The organism is Streptomyces sp. NPDC059454 (assembly GCF_042749965.1).
GTDB lineage: Bacteria > Actinomycetota > Actinomycetes > Streptomycetales > Streptomycetaceae > Streptomyces.
In genome coordinates this window covers 1-16,150 of the sequence record NZ_JBHYVC010000065.1, presented here as the reverse complement: position 1 = coordinate 16,150, position 16,150 = coordinate 1, and the positions used below count along the sequence as shown (strand labels likewise).

Annotated in this window: 11 protein-coding genes and 4 pseudogenes; 11 read left to right on the top strand and 4 right to left on the bottom strand. The window is 72.6% G+C overall.

The features are described from left to right. Positions 1-27 precede the first annotated feature (27 nt). Positions 28-954, top strand: a complete 927-nt coding sequence (locus tag ACFXAE_RS30385) for an SDR family NAD(P)-dependent oxidoreductase (protein ID WP_384720863.1) — start codon at positions 28-30, stop codon at positions 952-954. Between the two features lie 138 nt (positions 955-1,092). Here ACFXAE_RS30385 and ACFXAE_RS30380 read toward each other — a convergent pair whose 3' ends face one another. From ACFXAE_RS30380 to ACFXAE_RS30370, 3 genes and pseudogenes are all read right to left on the bottom strand, one after another. Further along, positions 1,093-1,524, bottom strand: a complete 432-nt coding sequence (locus ACFXAE_RS30380; protein ID WP_384720860.1) for a hypothetical protein — start codon at positions 1,522-1,524, stop codon at positions 1,093-1,095. 297 nt (positions 1,525-1,821) lie between these two features. Continuing rightward, positions 1,822-2,841: a hypothetical protein gene (locus ACFXAE_RS30375; RefSeq protein WP_384720857.1), complete on the bottom strand. Its 1,020-nt coding sequence runs from the start codon at positions 2,839-2,841 to the stop codon at positions 1,822-1,824. Between the two features lie 131 nt (positions 2,842-2,972). After that, positions 2,973-3,188 (bottom strand): annotated as a pseudogene (locus ACFXAE_RS30370) (hypothetical protein); the annotation flags it as partial. On the opposite strand from ACFXAE_RS30370, the pseudogene ACFXAE_RS30365 reads away from it, so the two are divergent. Beyond that, positions 3,186-3,401: pseudogene (locus ACFXAE_RS30365) on the top strand (Scr1 family TA system antitoxin-like transcriptional regulator); the annotation flags it as partial. The pseudogenes ACFXAE_RS30370 and ACFXAE_RS30365 sit on opposite strands and share 3 nt — an antisense overlap. Next, on the top strand, positions 3,355-3,540 hold the full coding sequence (locus ACFXAE_RS30360; protein ID WP_384720854.1) for a DUF397 domain-containing protein: 186 nt from the start codon (positions 3,355-3,357) through the stop codon (positions 3,538-3,540). The pseudogene ACFXAE_RS30365 and the gene ACFXAE_RS30360, both read left to right, overlap by 47 nt. A gap of 79 nt (positions 3,541-3,619) precedes the next feature. On the opposite strand, the gene ACFXAE_RS30355 is transcribed toward ACFXAE_RS30360, so the two are convergent. After that, positions 3,620-5,530, bottom strand: coding sequence for an SMI1/KNR4 family protein (locus ACFXAE_RS30355; protein ID WP_384720851.1), 1,911 nt, complete (start codon positions 5,528-5,530; stop codon positions 3,620-3,622). Between the two features lie 134 nt (positions 5,531-5,664). Here ACFXAE_RS30355 and ACFXAE_RS30350 point away from each other — a divergent pair. The 8 genes and pseudogenes from ACFXAE_RS30350 to ACFXAE_RS30315 form a co-directional block, all read left to right on the top strand. Further along, positions 5,665-5,920 (top strand): annotated as a pseudogene (locus ACFXAE_RS30350) (response regulator transcription factor); the annotation flags it as partial. Between the two features lie 294 nt (positions 5,921-6,214). Then, a complete protein-coding gene (locus tag ACFXAE_RS30345; protein WP_384720848.1) occupies positions 6,215-7,189 on the top strand; it encodes an alpha/beta hydrolase in 975 nt (324 codons plus the stop codon). Beyond that, complete coding sequence (locus tag ACFXAE_RS30340; RefSeq protein WP_384720845.1) at positions 7,189-8,400, top strand: acyltransferase; 1,212 nt, start codon at positions 7,189-7,191, stop codon at positions 8,398-8,400. Before ACFXAE_RS30345 ends, ACFXAE_RS30340 begins: the two co-directional genes overlap by 1 nt. A 451-nt stretch (positions 8,401-8,851) precedes the next feature. Next, positions 8,852-9,151: pseudogene (locus ACFXAE_RS30335) on the top strand (response regulator transcription factor); the annotation flags it as partial. 441 nt (positions 9,152-9,592) lie between these two features. Next, on the top strand, positions 9,593-10,423 hold the full coding sequence (locus ACFXAE_RS30330; RefSeq protein WP_384720842.1) for an ABC transporter ATP-binding protein: 831 nt from the start codon (positions 9,593-9,595) through the stop codon (positions 10,421-10,423). Next, the gene (locus ACFXAE_RS30325; RefSeq protein ID WP_384720839.1) at positions 10,420-12,963 is read left to right on the top strand and encodes an FtsX-like permease family protein; all 2,544 of its coding nucleotides are present in this window, start codon (positions 10,420-10,422) and stop codon (positions 12,961-12,963) included. Before ACFXAE_RS30330 ends, ACFXAE_RS30325 begins: the two co-directional genes overlap by 4 nt. Positions 12,964-13,387: 424 nt before the next feature. Then, complete coding sequence (locus tag ACFXAE_RS30320) at positions 13,388-14,785, top strand: MFS transporter (RefSeq protein WP_384720835.1); 1,398 nt, start codon at positions 13,388-13,390, stop codon at positions 14,783-14,785. After that, positions 14,782-16,002 (top strand): FAD-dependent monooxygenase, encoded by a 1,221-nt coding sequence (locus ACFXAE_RS30315; protein WP_384720832.1) that lies wholly within the window; start codon positions 14,782-14,784, stop codon positions 16,000-16,002. The genes ACFXAE_RS30320 and ACFXAE_RS30315 overlap by 4 nt, the downstream gene beginning before the upstream one ends. Positions 16,003-16,150: the final 148 nt, after the last annotated feature.

Sequence of the window (16,150 nt, the reverse complement as noted above, 5' to 3'; positions counted from 1 at the left end):
GGACCGGCGGTTCTTTAGGAGAGTGTCATGAGCAGTGACTGGACCGAACAGCACATCCCCGACCAGAGCGGCCGGGTGGCGGTCGTGACCGGCGCCAACACCGGGCTGGGCTTCGAGACCGCCCGGATGCTCGCCGCGCGCGGGGCGGCGGTGGTCCTGGCCGTCCGCGACGTCGAGAAGGGCGAGCGGGCAGCCGCCCGCATCGCCGGCGACGTCACCGTCCAAGCCCTCGACCTGACCTCCCTGGAGTCGATCCGGTCCGCGGCGGCCGACCTGCGTGCGGTCCACCCGCGCATCGACCTCCTGGTCAACAACGCGGGTGTGATGTACACCCCGAGGCAGACCACCGCCGACGGCTTCGAGCTGCAGTTCGGCACCAACCACCTCGGCCACTTCGCCCTGACCGGCCTGCTGCTGGACCGGCTGCTGCCCGTCCCCGGCTCCCGCGTCGTGACGGTCAGCAGTACCGGTCACCGCATCAAGGCCGCCATCCACTTCGACGACCTGCAGTGGGAGCGCTCCTACAGCCGCGTCGCCGCCTACGGCCAGGCCAAACTCGCCAACCTGATGTTCACGTACGAACTGCAGCGCCGGCTCGCAGCGCACGGCACCACGATCGCGGTGGCCGCCCATCCCGGCGTGTCCAACACCGAGCTCGCCCGCAACATGCCCGCCCCGCTTCGCACGCCCGTCACCTGGCTCGCGCCGCTGCTCACCCAGAAGGCGGAGATGGGCGCCCTGCCCACGCTGCGCGCCGCCACCGATCCCGCGGTCGTCGGCGGGCAGTACTACGGCCCCGGCAACCGGATCGAGACCCGGGGCTACCCGAAGCCGGTCACGTCCAGCCCCGACTCCCATGACCGGGCCGTTCAGCAGCGCCTGTGGACCGTCTCCGAGGAGCTCACCGGGGTGACGTTCCCCGTGGGTGACGTTTCCCGTGCGGTGAAGCGGTGACTTCACGGCGGAGAGGTTCTCTGAGGCCGCAACCGGATGCGAACCCGCGATCCCCGGGATATGAGGCCGGTGGGGGCGTGGGGCCCGGCAGAGTCGAGTCGTCAGGTGACGCCGGGCGGCGCCGGCGGGCGGGTGCTGTCACGGGCGTGATGCCGGGCGGGACGGCCGGGTCACCTGCAGTGCCGTGGCCTCGGACACCGCGCTGACGATGCTCGACGCCATGGCGTCGAAGTTCTCCCGGAAGAAGCCGGTCCTGTTGTGGAACCCCTCCTCCGAGAATCCCCCGCTCGTCAGGAACATCGGGGCGACGGCCGTGAGCGCCGCGTGGATGACATGCAGTTCGCGGGCGGTCAGGGTGAACTCCCGGCTGGTCCTGTGGTCCCCCTTGAGCCTGTCGCGCAGCCGGCCGACCTCTTCGCGGTCCGCGCCGAGCTGGACGACCAGGGCCTCGTCCGTGGAGGCCCAGCCGTCGAGTGCGCTCAACGCCTCGCGCATCAGGTCCGTCTGCGTTGCCGTGAGCCGCCCCTGGAACGCCTCCCCGACTCCGGTCGGCTTGATCCGTGTCCTCATCGTGGTCGGTCCTTCCCGACTGGCTTGTGGGACGGGGGAGTTGTGCCTGTCGGTGAACTTCTCCAGATCATCTTGCATCCGTGGGCGCACCTGCCCTCAGGGACCGGTCGGCATCGCCCGGACGATCCTGCCGCTGGGCGGGACGGGCGCCACGTCCCGTGCGCGCAGTGGCCGTACGGAGGCGGAGAGAAGTCCGTGTGCTTCCGGAACGGGCATTCACGAGGTGTTGGGGACCGGGCCGTGAACCGAGCGGGCCGCGCCCCGCAGTGGGGTGCGGCCGGGTGTGCGCCCTTGGTGTCAGTCGGCCGCGGGCCCGGGGTCCGTCGGCCCTCGGCTGGGGACTTCGGTGTGCTGCGGGCTCTGGGCGGGGGCGGGGACGCGGTCCGTGGAGGAGGGGGCGGCGAAGATCTCGTCGAGGGCGGTGGCGTCGATGGCGCGGTCGAACCAGAGATCCAGGAGCGGCATGTCCGTGCAGGTGGTGACGCGCTGTCGGGTCTCCTCCGTCAGCGAGAAGCCGCGGCGCTCCATCAGGCGCAGCAGCTGCTCGGCCTTTCCGGCCACGCGTCCTTCCTGACGTCCTTCCTGGCGTCCTTCCTTGAGTCCTTCTTCCTGTCCTGCGAGGCGGGCGTCGCCCACGATGGTGCCTCGCCTGGGGGTGAAGAGGGTTTCCATCAGGTTCCTCCAGATTTTCCGGGCGTGTTCGCTGCCCAAGCCGTCCTCGATCAGTCCCGCCAGGTCGTCCCGGGCTTCGCGGTCCGTGTCCTGGGCCAGTGCCTCGCCCATGACCGTCAGTATGCCCTCGATGTCCGGGTCGTTGCTGTGGATCCACAGGCAGAACGCGGCGAAGTCGAGGTCGGCCGAGGCGTCCTGGATCCGGCTCACCCGCGGAACGTTGGACGGGCCCAGCACGTGAGGCACTGTCACCTGGGTGGGGCGCCCCAGGCCGGTGCGCAGAGGTCTGGCCGCCCATGCCGCCGTCGCCGTGTCCACGCACAGGACCAGCAGGACGACCTCGAGTCTGTACCGGTCACGCAAGTAGGCGACGTAGTACGGCCAGGAGGTCTCCTTCTTCGCCTCGATGCGGGTCTGCGCCTCGACCAGCAGGATGAACGGATCACGCCCGTCGGGACGGACCACCCGCAGCACGGAGTCCATCTGCCGGGTGAACATCTTCGGGGCGCCGGACGCGTCCGTCGGAAGGGTCTCGGTGGTGACACCGGGCGGGATTCCGAGGTCCAGGAGGTCCAGCGCACGGTTCAGCGCTTTCGGACGTCCCGGCAGGAAGCCGTGCAGGGTGTCGTGACTGACGTTGGGCATGACGGGAAACTATGCACGAGGCAAGAACATTCGTTGGCTTTTGAGATGCGATCACCCGTTTGATGGAGCTCTCGGGGAGGAAGTTGACGCAGAGGTGTGCGATCAGAGCGGGGGCGAGTGCCGAGCCTGCGCTACGCGCACGGGCAGGGAAGTCCGGGGACCGCGCGGTTCGGGGAGCACGTCACCACGGTCAGGGTGAGGTACGAGGGGCGTTCGAGGTAGTGGCCGTACGACACGTCGGCGCCCGCGCCCAGGCGTTCGGCGGCGGCGTCCACCAGCCGGGCCAGGCGCGCGATGTCCCGGTCGGCCTCCGCCGCGAACCGGGGCGCGTACTCGGCCAGCCGTGCATGGATGGGCCTCTGCGCCTGCTGGGGACCCCGGAGGGGCGTCGATTCGCGTACTCGGAAGGCCAGGAGAGCGGGTGGCTGATCGGTGACTCGAAAGAGGTGAGAGTTCTCCAACAGCGCTATGACACACTGCGGTCGCAGGCCCTGCACCCCTGCGAGGAGAGGCATGAGCGCGACGGAACTCGCCTGGTTCAAGTCGAGCTACAGCGGTAGCTCGGGCGACGACTGTGTGGAGGTCGCCGTCACCGAGCAGGCCATCCACGTACGGGACTCCAAGAACGTGACCCGCCCGGCCTTCACCGTCGGCCGTGAAGGCCGGGGGCAGTTCGTGCGGTTCGCGTCGGAGCGCTGAGCGACTTTGAGGGCGTGCCGTCCGCCGGAGCGGCGGACGGCACGCCCTCACCGCGTTCTGGAGCGCGGGCCGTGCGTCCTCATCGCCGCCCCAAGTGGACCGTGACGTACGCGTAGCTCTCGTCCTCCCGCGGCGCCCGGTTCCAGGACCGGGTGGTCAAGTGCGGCAGGATGCCCTCGGCCAGGGCGTGCCGGGGCAGGGACAGACCGAACTCGTCCTGCACGGCGGCCAGCAGGCGCCGCTCGCGGTCCGCTTCGTCGACGCCGTGCAGCAGGTGCTCCGGGTCGAGGGCCGCGGGCACCGGGGCCGTGCGTTCGACGTCCGTGCCGCGCAGCGTGTACGCGTACAGCTCCTCGCCCCGCTCGGCGACCGAGAGGTGGAACACCGCCGGGGCGTCGTCGCGACCGCGGCGTACCCACAGCACCACCGCGCGTCCGTCGCGCGAGGCGGCGGCGGCCGGGGAGACGAAGAAGGTCCCGGGCTCCGACGACCGGGGGGCCGTGTCGAAGCCGAACGTCCACCCGGAGCCCGTCCGGCCCACCGCCACCACGGCCCGGTCCTCCCACGGCGCCGAGTCGTCCCGCTGCCTGACGTCGTGGGGGAACCACCCGGCGGGACGGCGGGGCGGAGCGGTCAGGCCCGCACCCCCGTCCTCCCCGGCCAGACCGGGCAGTGCCTCCGGCTCCGCGCCCTCCACCCACAGGCACCGGTAGGAGCCGTGCGGGGCGTTCCACCGCATGGTCTCCGCCAGCCAGCACAGTCCCGGCGGATCCAGGTCCGGCGCCGGATCGGGCGCCGGGCCCGGTCGGCCGGCCCGGGGCGTGGCCAGCAGCTCCAGGCCGCGCTCCCGCGTCACCACCGGGCCCAGCACGGGGTCCCCCAGCAGACCGAGGGGCGCCAGCAGGTCCGGCCCCGGCGGCGACCACGACGGCAGCGCGGCACGGATCACCCGCCACGCCGTGTCCGTGTCCCCCCACCTCGCCGACTCCCACGCCTCGGCCACCGCCTCTCCGAAGGCACCGCCCGGCGCGTAGCGGTAGGTGCGGTCGCGCACCTGGGCCAGGATCTCGTCCGCGGCCGCCGTGACACCGTCATCGGTCTCGGTGCCCAGCACGAACCGGTGGGGCATGCGGCCGGTCCGGTCGTCCTTCAGATGCGCGGCGGCCATCACGGGCACCAACTCGCCCGTGCAGCGAGGATCGGCGACGAGTTCACCGAAGCCGTGGTACCCGTACCCGACGCCGTGCGCCAGCGCGTCCAGCTGCCGCAGCATGCCCCAGGCGCGGGGCCGCCCGTAGTGGTGCGCCTCGGTGAGCAGTTCCCGGGCGGTCTCCCACCTCCCGCTCAGGGCCTCCTCCCGCGCCCGCTCCACGTCGGCGTCCAGGGCGCGGGTGGTGGCGTTCACGAAGCCGGGATCGCGCGCCCGGTCGGAGTGGAAGCTCTGGTACATCCGCTGCATATAGGCGCGGAACGACGGATACCGGTCCGGGAACTCGCCGCTCCACCCCTTGTGGACGTACAGGGCCCACTCGCCGTCCTCGTCGGTGTCACCCGGGTCCAGCAGGGCGTAGGACATGTCCGAGTCGGTCTCCAGCTGCAGCGCCCGCCGCCACATCCCGGCCAGCAGCACCTCCTGCTCGGTCGAGCGCTCGGTCAGCCCCTGCTGGTAGGCCGGGGTCATGTCGAACGGATCCCCGAACCAGCCGATCTCATGGGCCGCGCCCAGCCGGTATATGGACCCCCCGTCGAGCCGCCAGCCGTTGCTGGCGGCGAGGAATTGCCGGTAGGACGGGGGGAGTCGGGTTCCCAGGCGCTCCTCGGCGGCGGCTGTCTCCGCCTCGGTCGCGGGCGGGGCGGAGAGAGCCAGGTCGGCGAGGGTCATGCCGCCCTCCGCCAGGTCCTCCAGGTCGTCCTCGCCCGGGACCCATTCCTCCTGCCAACGACGGAGGAACTGCTGCCAGTCGAAGCGGTTTTCGGTTTCCTCGGTCACGGGCCGAGTGTGGCAGCCGCCACTGACATCGATGCCGGTCCTAGGGTCCCGGCGGCCGTGGCCCGACCACTGGACGACCGGCGCCGCCTCGGCGGCGGTTACCGCGTCCGGGCCCGCATTCCCCTGGACCGCCCATGACATCGGGCGCAGCCGGGCGCCGGCCCCGCGTGCTCGTCGCCGACGACCAGACACTGATCAGAACCCGCTTCCGGATGATTCCCACCGCCCGCGGGATCGAGGTGGTGGGTGAGGCGGCCGACGGGGCGGAAGCGGTCGCGGCGGCACGCGAACTCCAGCCGGACGTCGTGCTGATGGACATCCGCATGCCGAACATGGACGGCCTGGAGGCCACCCGCCGCATCCTGGAACACGCCCCGGACTGCCGGGTGACACAGGTGACCTCCTCCAGCACCTCGCGGACCGCCCGGGCGGCCCGGCGCGTTTCGGTGGCCGGCACCGACCTCGGCGGGCATGTCGACGGCATCACCCCGACGGGCTCTCATCGGCGATCACTGGTCGGACGGACACATTCGATCAGCTGACCGACCATCGAAGGGACACGCGCTCACCCACCCCCTACCGGGGTATCACTCCCGACTTGGCTCCCCAGGGTGACGTTCCGCCCTCCACCGTCTTCCTACCTTCCTCCCCGTCACCACGGACGAGACAGAGGGAGACGGACGGATGCGCCGCTTCAGGAAGACCCTGACCGCCGCCGTACTGACCACACTGCTGGTCGGCAGCACGGCGGGCTGGGCCTCGGCGAGCAGCGAGAGCGCGCCGAGCGGTCCGCTCCCCGGCACCGCCGCCTGGCTGGCGGACAGCTCTCTGGGCAAGCAGCTGCCGGACCCGGCCACGGCCACCCCGTCCGAGGTGGCGGCCTTCTTCGCGGGCCTGACCGACGCTCAGCAGCGGCGACTGGCCGAGGACCACCCCACCGTGGTGGGCAACCTCGACGGCACCCCCGTAAGCCTCCGTTACGAGGCCAACGGCCCCGCGGGCGACCGGGTCCTGGCGTACGACCCGCGCGGTCGCGGCCTGATCGCGCGGGTCGTGGGCGACCTGGAGCACGCCGCCCACGTGTCGGTGATCGTCCCCGGCTCGGACATCGACGCTTCGACGTCCGACGGTACGGCACAGTGGGCCGCCGACCTCCAGGAGGAGGCGGGCGACGACACGGCCGTCATCGCCTGGGCCGGCTACACCACCCCCTCCGGCATCGGCCCGGACCTGGCGACGGGCCGGCTCGCCGGGACCGGCGCCGAGCGTCTCGCCCGCTTCACCGACGGCCTGGACGCGGCCGGCCTCCCCGACCCGTCCCTGTTCTGCCACAGCTACGGCTCGGTGGTCTGCGGCCTCGCCGCCGACGACACCGACGCGGGCGACATCGTCGTCATGGGCTCGCCCGGCATGCGCGCCGACGACGTCACCGCACTCGACACCGATGCCCGCGTCTGGGCGGCGAAGTCCCCGGACGACTGGATCGACCGCGTCCCCCATGTCGAGTTCCTGGGCCTGGGCCACGGCGCGGACCCCACCGCGCCCGGCTTCGGCGCGAGGGTCCTGCCCGCCGACGACGTCCCGGCGCACGACGCGTACTTCACGCCCGGCACCTCCACCCTGACCGCGTTCGCGGCGATCGCCGGCGGAGACCTGTGATGAAGACGCCCACGAAGCTCGCGAAGATCACCGCCAGGATCGACGACCGGACCCCCGCCCACCGCGACCGTGCCGTCGACGGCCTGCGCGCGCTGGCGCTCCTGGCCGTCCCGACCGGCCACTGGCTGCTCGGCGGCTTCACCCTCGACACCGGCGGCGGCCTGCACAACGCCAGCCCGCTGACCACGTTCGGGGCGCTGGCCCCGGCGAGCTGGATCCTCCAGATGCTGGGCATCTTCTTCCTGGTCGGCGGCTACTCCTCGTACCTCTCCTACCGGCGCCGCAAGGGATCGGCCCGCGAGTGGATCACCGGCCGGCTCACCCGCCTGGGCCGCCCGGTCATCGGCGTCACCGCCGTATGGGCGCTGCTGCTTCCCACCCTCCATTACGGTCTCGGCGTCCCGACCGCCACCCTGCACACCGCGTCGACACTGGTCGTCCAGCCCCTGTGGTTCGTCGGCGTCTACGCCGTGATCACGGCCCTCACGCCGTACTGCGTCCGCGCGTCCGAGCGCCTCGGCTTCCGGGCGGCGGCCCCGCTGCTCGGCTCGGTGGCGGTGGTCGACCTCCTGCGCTACGGGCCGTACGCGGACGCGATGCCGTCCTGGCTGAGTCTGCTCAATCTGCTTCCGGGGTGGATGTTCGCCTACCAACTGGGCGTGTCCTGGGCGGACAGGCGGCTGGGCCGCCGCGAGGCGTGGCTGCTGCTCGTGGGCGGCGCGGCCCTGTTCGCCACCCTGCTGCTCGCCTTCCACTACCCGGCGTCGATGGTGGGCGTGCCCGGCGAGGCCCGTACCAACTCCCACCCGCCGTCCCTGCTGGTCCTGGCGCTCGCGGCCGCTCAGTCCGGTGCGGCGATCCTGCTGCGCGACAAGCTGGCGCGCCTCCTGAAGCGCCCCGCCCTGTGGGCCCCGGTGGCGATCATCAACCTGTCGGCGATGACGATCCTGTGCTGGCACCAGACGGCGATGCTGGCCGCCGCGGTCCCCGCCTCGTACGTCGGCGAGATCCCCGGCCTGACCACCGCACCGGACACGGCCGGATGGATCCTGGCGCGGACGGCCTGGATGCCGCTCTTCGCGGGGCTGCTCGTGGCGATCGCGACGTTCGCCCGGCCCCTGGAGACCCCGTGGAACCGCACCGGCACGGCCCGCCGCGCGGCGGCGGGCGTGCTGGCGGCGGGCTTCGCCTACTTCGCGCTGGCGGCGTGAGTGATGGACACGCACCGCCGTACCACTGCGGTCCGGGGCCGTCGCGCGGGCACTCGCTTCCCCGGCCGCGGCGTCGTCGGGCGGCCGGCCCGGCGCTCCGGTCAAGGCCGTGACCGCCACGTCCCGCCGCTTCGTCACCCATGACACGCGGCACAGCATTTTGCGCGGCCGAGCGGATCCCCGTACCGCGGCAGCCTGCGCCACGCCATGTGCCAGGCCCGGCCCGACGGGCCGGGCGATGCCTTCAGGACCTACCGAACCCGGAAGCCGCACAACCGTTCGGACCGGGCTGACGATCCACGCCCCCGCATCCACACCATCCACCGAACACAGGAGTACAACCATGTCCTCGGTCGGCGAAACCGCTCTGCCACACCCCGAGAACGCCACCGGAAGGCAGTCCCCACCGGACACGGGAAGCGAGTTCACGCCCCTGCTGCGCGACGTCAGGAGCCAGGAGCTGCTCGCCCCCTCCGTGACGCGCCGCCTCCTCGCGGACTTCGCCCGGCAGCGTCCCGCCGCCCGGGGCAGGCCCGCGCTGCGGCTCAAGGCCCTGACGGAACGCGAGACCGAGGTCCTCACCCTGGTGGCCCGCAGTCGGTCCAACGCGGAGGTCGCGCAGACGCTGGTGCTGGCCGAGCAGACGGTGAAGACGCATGTGAGCCGTGTCCTCACCAAGCTCGACCTGCGCGACCGCGCCCAGGCGGTGGTCTTCGCCTACGAATCGGGGCTGGTGGCCCCGGGCGAGTAGCACGGCCCCCGACCGGGACCGCGCGCACGTCGCCGTCGGAGACGGAGGGGCCTCCTGCGGTCCTGGTGTTCGCACGCTGCTGGTGCCGGTCTCCCTGAGCCGCGCCTGACGGGTCGTGGTCCTGTTCGGGGCGGTTCGCTCCGTGTTCCCGGGGCGGGGTGGGCGTTTCCCACCCGGCATGGTGGCTGCCGGGGGCAGCCCGGTCGATCCTTCCCCAGGCTCTCCTGCCGGCTCCGAGCCCGGGTGTCTCAGTCCGGCGCAGGCCGCGCCTCGTCCCCCAGGCCACGGCGGTAGCACCAGCGACGGAGAGGGCCTGCCGTCTCTCCTCCACCCCCTACCGGGGTATCACCTCCACATTGGCTCCCGGGTATGACGCCGGGCACGCAGCCGTCCTCGCACACTCCCTCCTGTCAGCACGAGAAGATCGCGAGAGGGCGGAACATGAGGCTACGCAGCAAGCGGCAGAAGACGGACGAACGACCGGAGGTCCCGGCCCCGGCCGCCGCACCCGGTCTCGCCGTCGAACTGCGCGGTGTCCGGCGGCAGTACGGCCGGGGCGCGGGCGCCGTGCACGCCCTCGCGGGCGTCGACCTCGGCCTCCCGCGCGGTACGTTCACCGCGGTCATGGGCCCGTCCGGGTCCGGCAAGTCCACCTTCCTGCAGTGCGCGGCCGGGCTCGACCGGCCCACCTCGGGGTCGGTGTGCCTCGGCGGTACGGAGATCACCGGGATGAGCGAGAACGAGCTCACCGAGCTGCGCCGCAGCCGCCTCGGCTTCGTCTTCCAGGCGTTCAACCTGCTGCCGTCGCTGACCGTGGAGCAGAACGTCCTGCTGCCCATGCGTCTGGCCGGGCAGCGCCAGGACCGCCACCGGGCGGCCGCGGTGCTGGCGCAGGTCGGGCTCGACGGCTTGGCGCGGCGCCGGCCCGGCGAGCTCTCCGGCGGCCAGCAGCAGCGCGTGGCCGTCGCCCGCGCCCTGGTCACCACCCCCGACGTGATCTTCGCGGACGAGCCCACCGGCGCCCTCGACACCGGCACCGCCGCCGAGGTCCTCGGCCTGCTCCGGCACGCGGTGGACACCCTCGGCGCCACCGTCGTCATGGTCACCCACGACCCGGTCGCGGCCGCCTGGGCGGACCGCGTGCTGTTCCTCGCCGACGGCGCCTTCGCCGACCGCCTGGAGCGCGGTTCGGCGGAACAGATCGCGGCACGGATGGCACTGCTCACCTCCCGTACCTCCCACGCGGGTGCGAGCGCGGGGGTGGCGGCATGAGGCGCCCCAACGGACTCGCCCGTGAGGCCGTCCGCTTCAAGCCCGCGTCCTTCGCGGGGACCTTCCTCGCGCTGCTGATGTCCGCACTGATCGTCTCGGCCTGCGGAATCCTGCTCGAGACCGGCCTGCGCGCCTCGGTGCCGGCGGAATGGTACGCGAACGCGCCGGTCGTCGCGGCGGCCGACCAGTACGAGTACGTGGTCACCGGCAGCGGCGAGGACCGTGAGAAGGAGGCGACGCCGCTGCCGGACACGGCACGAATGGACGCCGGGCTGGCGGTGCAGGCCGCCGAGGCGCCGGGTGCGGCCACCGCCGTCGCGGACTTCACCTTCCCGGTGCGCACGACGGACGACGGTGCGGGCTCCGGTGCTCGTGAACTGCCCGTCGAGGGCGGTGTGCTCACCGCGCACGGATGGGGCTCGCACACCTTCACGGGCACCTCGCTGACCACCGGTTCCGCGCCCCGCGAGGGCGAAGTCGTGCTCGACGCGGGTACGGCCCGCGCCGCGCAGGCCGCCGTCGGCGACACCGTCGTGCTGGAGACCGCCGCCGGGCGGCAGGACTTCCGCGTCGCCGGCGTCGCCAAGGCCGGACCCGCGGACACTGCCCGGAACACCGGCGCCGCGGGCGCCCTGGCCTGGTTCGCCGACGCCCAGGCCCCCACGCTCGCCGGACACCCCGGCAAGGCCGACGCCGTCGTCGTGCTGGCGAAGCACGGCACCGACACCGACGCCCTCGCCGACGCCGTGAAGAAGGCCCTGGCCGGCTCCGGCGCCCAGGTCCACACCGGTGACGACCGCGGTGCCGTCGAGGACCCGGGCCTCGGGTACGCCAAGGTGACGCTCTTCGGAATCGGCGGCTCCTTCGGCGGCATCGCCGCCATCGTCGCGGTCTTCACCGCCGCCGGAACCGTCGCGCTCTCGGTCGGTCAGCGCTCCCGCGAATTCGCGCTGCTGCGCGCCGTCGGCGCCACCCCGCGGCAGATCCGCCGAGCGGTCGCCTCCGAAGCACTGCTCGTCGCGCCGCTCGCCGGAATCGTCGGCTGCCTGCCCGGCATCGGGCTCGCGCACTGGTGGTTCGGGCAGCTACAGGACCGCGGCGCCATCCCGCGCGCCGTGGACCTGCACGTCTCCGGGCTCCCGCTGCTCGCCGCCGTCGTCATGGGGCTGCTCACCGCGCTCGGCGCAGGCTGGACGGCCGGGCGCCGGCCCGCGAGGATCAAGCCGGGCCAGGCGCTGTCGGAGGCGTCGGTGGAGCGGCTGCGGCCCGGCCTGATCCGTACCCTCCTCGGCGTCGGCGCCCTCGTCGGAGGCGCGATCCTCACCGGCGTGTCCGCCAACTCCGCCGGGGACGACGCGGCCGGCGCCGCCCTCGGTGTCGTCATGCTCTTCATGCTCGCCGTCGGGCTGCTCGGCCCGCTGGTGGCCCGGCTGTGCGCCGGCCTGTTCGGCCTCCCGCTGCGCGGCGCGGGCCCGGCGGCCGAGCTCGCGGCCGCCAACTCCCGTACCAACGCCCGCCGCCTCGCCTCCGCGATCACCCCGATCGTGCTCGCCGTGGCCTTCGCCTCGACCCTCGTGTTCATGCACACGAGCGAGACCCACGCCGCCGACAAGCAACGGCGCGCGGGCATCACCGCGGACCACGTGGTCACGGACCCGGCGGGGCTCCCGGTCGACGCGGTCGCACAGGCCGCCCGCGCACCGGGTGTGGACGCGGCCGTCGGACTGCTGAACACACAGGTGCTCGTGCCGACCGGCTCCGGCGAGTTCAAGTCGCTGCAGGGCGCGGCGGCCCAGGGCGTCACCGGTTCCGGCGCCGAGCTCGCGAAGGTCCAGGACCTGGACGTACGCGAAGGCAGCCTCGACCGGCTCGGCAAGGGCCGTATCGCCATCGACAAGACCCTCGCGAACTCGGCGGACGTCGGCGTCGGCGACCGACTCCCGCTCTACCTCCCCGACGGCACCGGGGCCGCCCCCGAGATCGTCGCCGTCTACGGCCGCGGCCTCGGCCTGGCCACGGTGACCATGGACCGGGCGACCCTGGACGGGCACGTCACCTCCGGCTTCGACAGCACGCTGCTGGTACGGGGCGGCTCGCAGCAGTCGCTCACGGCCCTGGGCCAGGTGACCGACGCCTCCGGCTACGCCACCGAGCAGAACCTCGACGCGAAGCTGGGCGCCTGGATGAACAACACCATGGCCGCGGTCCTCGGCGGCTTCGCCGCCGTCGCCGCCGTCAACACCCTGGTGATGACGGTCCTCGACCGCCGCCGCGAACTGGGCACACTGCGCCTCGTCGGCTCCACCCGGCGCCAGGTGATGACGATGCTCCGCTGGGAGGGCCTGCTGGTGGCCGCGGTGGGCCTGGTCCTCGGCTCCGCGATCGCCGCGGCCACGCTGATCCCGATGATGAGGGGCGTGACCGGTGAGGCGCCGTACGTGCCCCCGCTGGTGTACGGATCCTTCGCGGCCGCCGCCGGAGGCCTGGCACTGCTCGCTGTCACACTGCCGGCCCGAGCGGCGCTGCGCCGCTGGTCGTAGCGCACGCAGACGGGCCGGGAGTCGTCCACCACCGTGGTCGTGGCCTCCGCGCCGACCGGCCCCGCGGCCGCTCCCGGCCGGGAGCGGCCCGCCGTCAAGGGGCACTGCGGCGAGCCGCGGCCGTCGCGCTCGTCATCGCCGGCGCGGTCACCGGCGCGGCGCTGTGCCGGGTGCACGAAGGTCTCGCGGTGGTGGCGGCAGCGCTCGTCGCGCCGGCCGTGAGCGGCCTCGGCCACGCGTCCGCCCACTCCGCTCACTCCGCCCACCCCGTCCACTCCGCCGACCACGCGGCGGCAGCCACGACCGGATCGGCCACGTCCCCGACGAGCGGTTCCGCGACCGCGCCGTCGACGGCCCGCGCGGGCGGCAGCGCTGCGCGTACGGCCGGCCCCTCACTCGCCCGGCAACAACGGAAAGGACGCTCATGACCACAGCCCTGGCTCCCCCGGTCCGCATGGGGAAGGCCGCTGTCGCGGCCCTCGGCATGCTGGCCGTCTCCACCGGTGCCCTGGAGTCGGTCGTGTCACCGACGCTCCCGCTCCTGCAACGCGAACTGGACATGAGTCCGGCCGAAGGGGCGCTCCTCAACATCGTGCTCGCCATCACCGGCACGCTCGTCACACCACTCGCGGGCAAGCTCGGCGACCGCTACGGCGGAAAACGAGTCCTGATCCGGCTGATGGCGGTGGTCTCGGTGGGTGGACTGGTGTCCGCCCTGGCGCCCAGCCTGCCGGTGCTGCTGCTCGGTCAGATCCTGCAGGGGGCGATGGTGGGCGCGCTGCCCCTGTCGTTCATCGTGGTGCGCAAACACCTCCCCGCGGGAGAGTCGAAGGCGGCCATCGGGCTGGTCAGCGGGATGTTCGTGGGCGGCTCGATGGTGGGACTGCTGTCGGCCGGACCCGTCGCGGAAGCGTTCTCCCGACACTGGATGTTCGCGGTGCCGACGTTCGCGGTCATCGGGTTCACCCTGCTGGTGAACAGGCTGATGCCGTCCGATCCGCCGGGCCGGTCGGACGATGCCGGGATCGACTGGCCCGGCCTGCTTCTCCTGAGCGGGATCCTGGTCACGCTCATGCTCGTGTTCGCGCTGGCGCCCGAGGCCGGCTCGCAACCACTCGTGCTCGGCGCCCTCATCGTCGTTCTGGCCGCCTTCGTGACCGGATGGACAGCCGTCGAACGCCGTGCGGCCGCGCCGATGGTCGATCTGCGCATGCTGGCACGGCCTGTGATCTGGAAGTCGTGTGTGGTGACGTTCGTGATATGCCTCGGTACCGCGACGGGGGTCTATCTCGTTCCGCAACTGCTCGACGTGTCCGGCGACGGATACGGATTCGGGGCCGGTCCCACCGAGATCGGCTTCATCCTCCTGCCCGGCGCCGTGGCCGCGACGCTGGCCGGGCCGCTCGGCGGGATCGGGGAGCGGCGCTTCGGCTCGCGTGCCGTGGTCATGACTGCGACCGTCATCATGGCCGCCGCTCTGCTCGCCCTGTCAGCCGCACACACCGAGGTCTGGCACATCGTCGTCGGCAAGGCGCTGATCGCGCTCGCCAACGGCCTGTGCGTCACGGCCATGGTGACCGGCATCGCCTCTTCCGTCGATGAAGGCGACACCGGCATCGCCACCAGCCTGGTCCTGGTGGCCCGCGTGCTGGGCTCCGCCATGGGCGGGATGCTCGGCGGCGCGCTCCTCACCTCGGGGACCCCTTCCGGGTCGGAGGTCCCGGCCGAATCGGCCTTCACCACCGGCTTCCTCATCGCCGGCGTCGTCGCGGTGCTGTCCCTGCTTGTCGTCCGCACCATGAACAAAGGAGTCAAGGAATGACCCTCACCGACCATCCGACGGATATCCGTACCACGCCGAGGCGCAAGGTCCTGATATCCGGGGCCAGCATCGCCGGTCCCGTCCTCGCGTTCTGGCTGAACCGCTACGGATACGCGGTCACGCTGGTGGAGAAGGCGGGCGCGCTGCGCAGCGGTGGTTACCCCATCGACGTGCGCGGCACCGCACTGGAGGTCGTCCGGAGGATGGGGATCCTGCCGCGACTGCGGGACGCGCACATCGACCTGCGCCGCCTGACCTTCCTCGAAGGGGACGGCAGCGAGGTGGCCTCGCTGCACCCGCACACCGTCACCGGCGGTGTCGCGGGACAGGACCTGGAGGTGCGGCGCGGGGATCTGACCGACGCTCTCCACACGGCGGTCCGTGACGACGTGGAGTTCTTGTTCAACGACTCCATCGACACCCTCGACCAGACCGGCCACGGAGTCGACGTCACCTTCCGCGGGGGCGGCAGGCGTACCTTCGACATGGTCTTCGGCGCGGACGGCATGCACTCACGTACCCGGGAGACGCTGTTCGGCCCCGAAGAGCAGTTCCACCACTATCTCGGCTACTGCTTCGCCGTGTTCACCATGCGCAACACCTTCGGCCTCTCCCACGAGACCGTGATGTGGAACGCCCCGGGCAGGGCCGCGGCTCTTTACGCCGTGGAGGACGACGACGAAGTGCACGCCTTCTTGAACTTCGTCCAGCCGGAACCGCCGTCCGGCGCGTTCCGGGACCCGGAATCCCAACGGGACCTGGTCGCCACGGTCTTCGCCGACGCGGGATGGGAGGTCCCGGGCATGCTGACCGCCATGCGCGACGCGGACGACGTGTTCTTCGACGCGGTCGGCCAGATCCGCATGCCCCGCTGGTCCAGCGGCAGGGTCGCGCTGGTGGGCGACGCCGCGTACGCGCCCTCGTTCCTCACCGGACAGGGCACCAGCCTCGCACTCGTCGGCGCGTACATGCTTGCCGGTTCCCTGGCCGACCGGGACCACACCGCGGGCTTCGCCGCCTACGAACACGACACCCGGAACTTCGTGACCGTGAACCAGGCGCTGGTCGGCAAGGGCGGTGCCACCCTCTTCCCGGCCACCCCCCAGGCTCTGGAGGAACGCAACAGCAGGCTGCGCGGACTCGGCGCCATTCCCTCCGCGGAGGGACGACCGGCCCATTCGGCCCTCACGCTGCCCGACTTCATGCCCACGACATGAGTCCGGCCCCGACCGCCGACGACGGCGGGTGGGTGCGTGTGCGATCGAGAGCGGAGTCCCGCGGCGTGGTGTGACAACGGCCTCGCGCAGCGGAAGAAGCGGAGCCGCCCGCCGCCGTCGGCGCGGCGTCCCGGGAGATCCCGGGACC

Bases quoted from the DNA above. Each gene is read 5' to 3' on its own strand.
- ACFXAE_RS30385 (WP_384720863.1), top strand. From the start codon at position 28: ATGAGCAGTGACTGGACCGAACAGCACATCCCCGACCAGAGCGGCCGG.
- ACFXAE_RS30380 (WP_384720860.1), bottom strand. From the start codon at position 1,524: ATGAGGACACGGATCAAGCCGACCGGAGTCGGGGAGGCGTTCCAGGGG.
- ACFXAE_RS30375 (WP_384720857.1), bottom strand. From the start codon at position 2,841: ATGCCCAACGTCAGTCACGACACCCTGCACGGCTTCCTGCCGGGACGT.
- ACFXAE_RS30360 (WP_384720854.1), top strand. From the start codon at position 3,355: ATGAGCGCGACGGAACTCGCCTGGTTCAAGTCGAGCTACAGCGGTAGC.
- ACFXAE_RS30345 (WP_384720848.1), top strand. From the start codon at position 6,215: ATGCGCCGCTTCAGGAAGACCCTGACCGCCGCCGTACTGACCACACTG.
- ACFXAE_RS30340 (WP_384720845.1), top strand. From the start codon at position 7,189: ATGAAGACGCCCACGAAGCTCGCGAAGATCACCGCCAGGATCGACGAC.
- ACFXAE_RS30330 (WP_384720842.1), top strand. From the start codon at position 9,593: ATGAGGCTACGCAGCAAGCGGCAGAAGACGGACGAACGACCGGAGGTC.
- ACFXAE_RS30325 (WP_384720839.1), top strand. From the start codon at position 10,420: ATGAGGCGCCCCAACGGACTCGCCCGTGAGGCCGTCCGCTTCAAGCCC.
- ACFXAE_RS30320 (WP_384720835.1), top strand. From the start codon at position 13,388: ATGACCACAGCCCTGGCTCCCCCGGTCCGCATGGGGAAGGCCGCTGTC.
- ACFXAE_RS30315 (WP_384720832.1), top strand. From the start codon at position 14,782: ATGACCCTCACCGACCATCCGACGGATATCCGTACCACGCCGAGGCGC.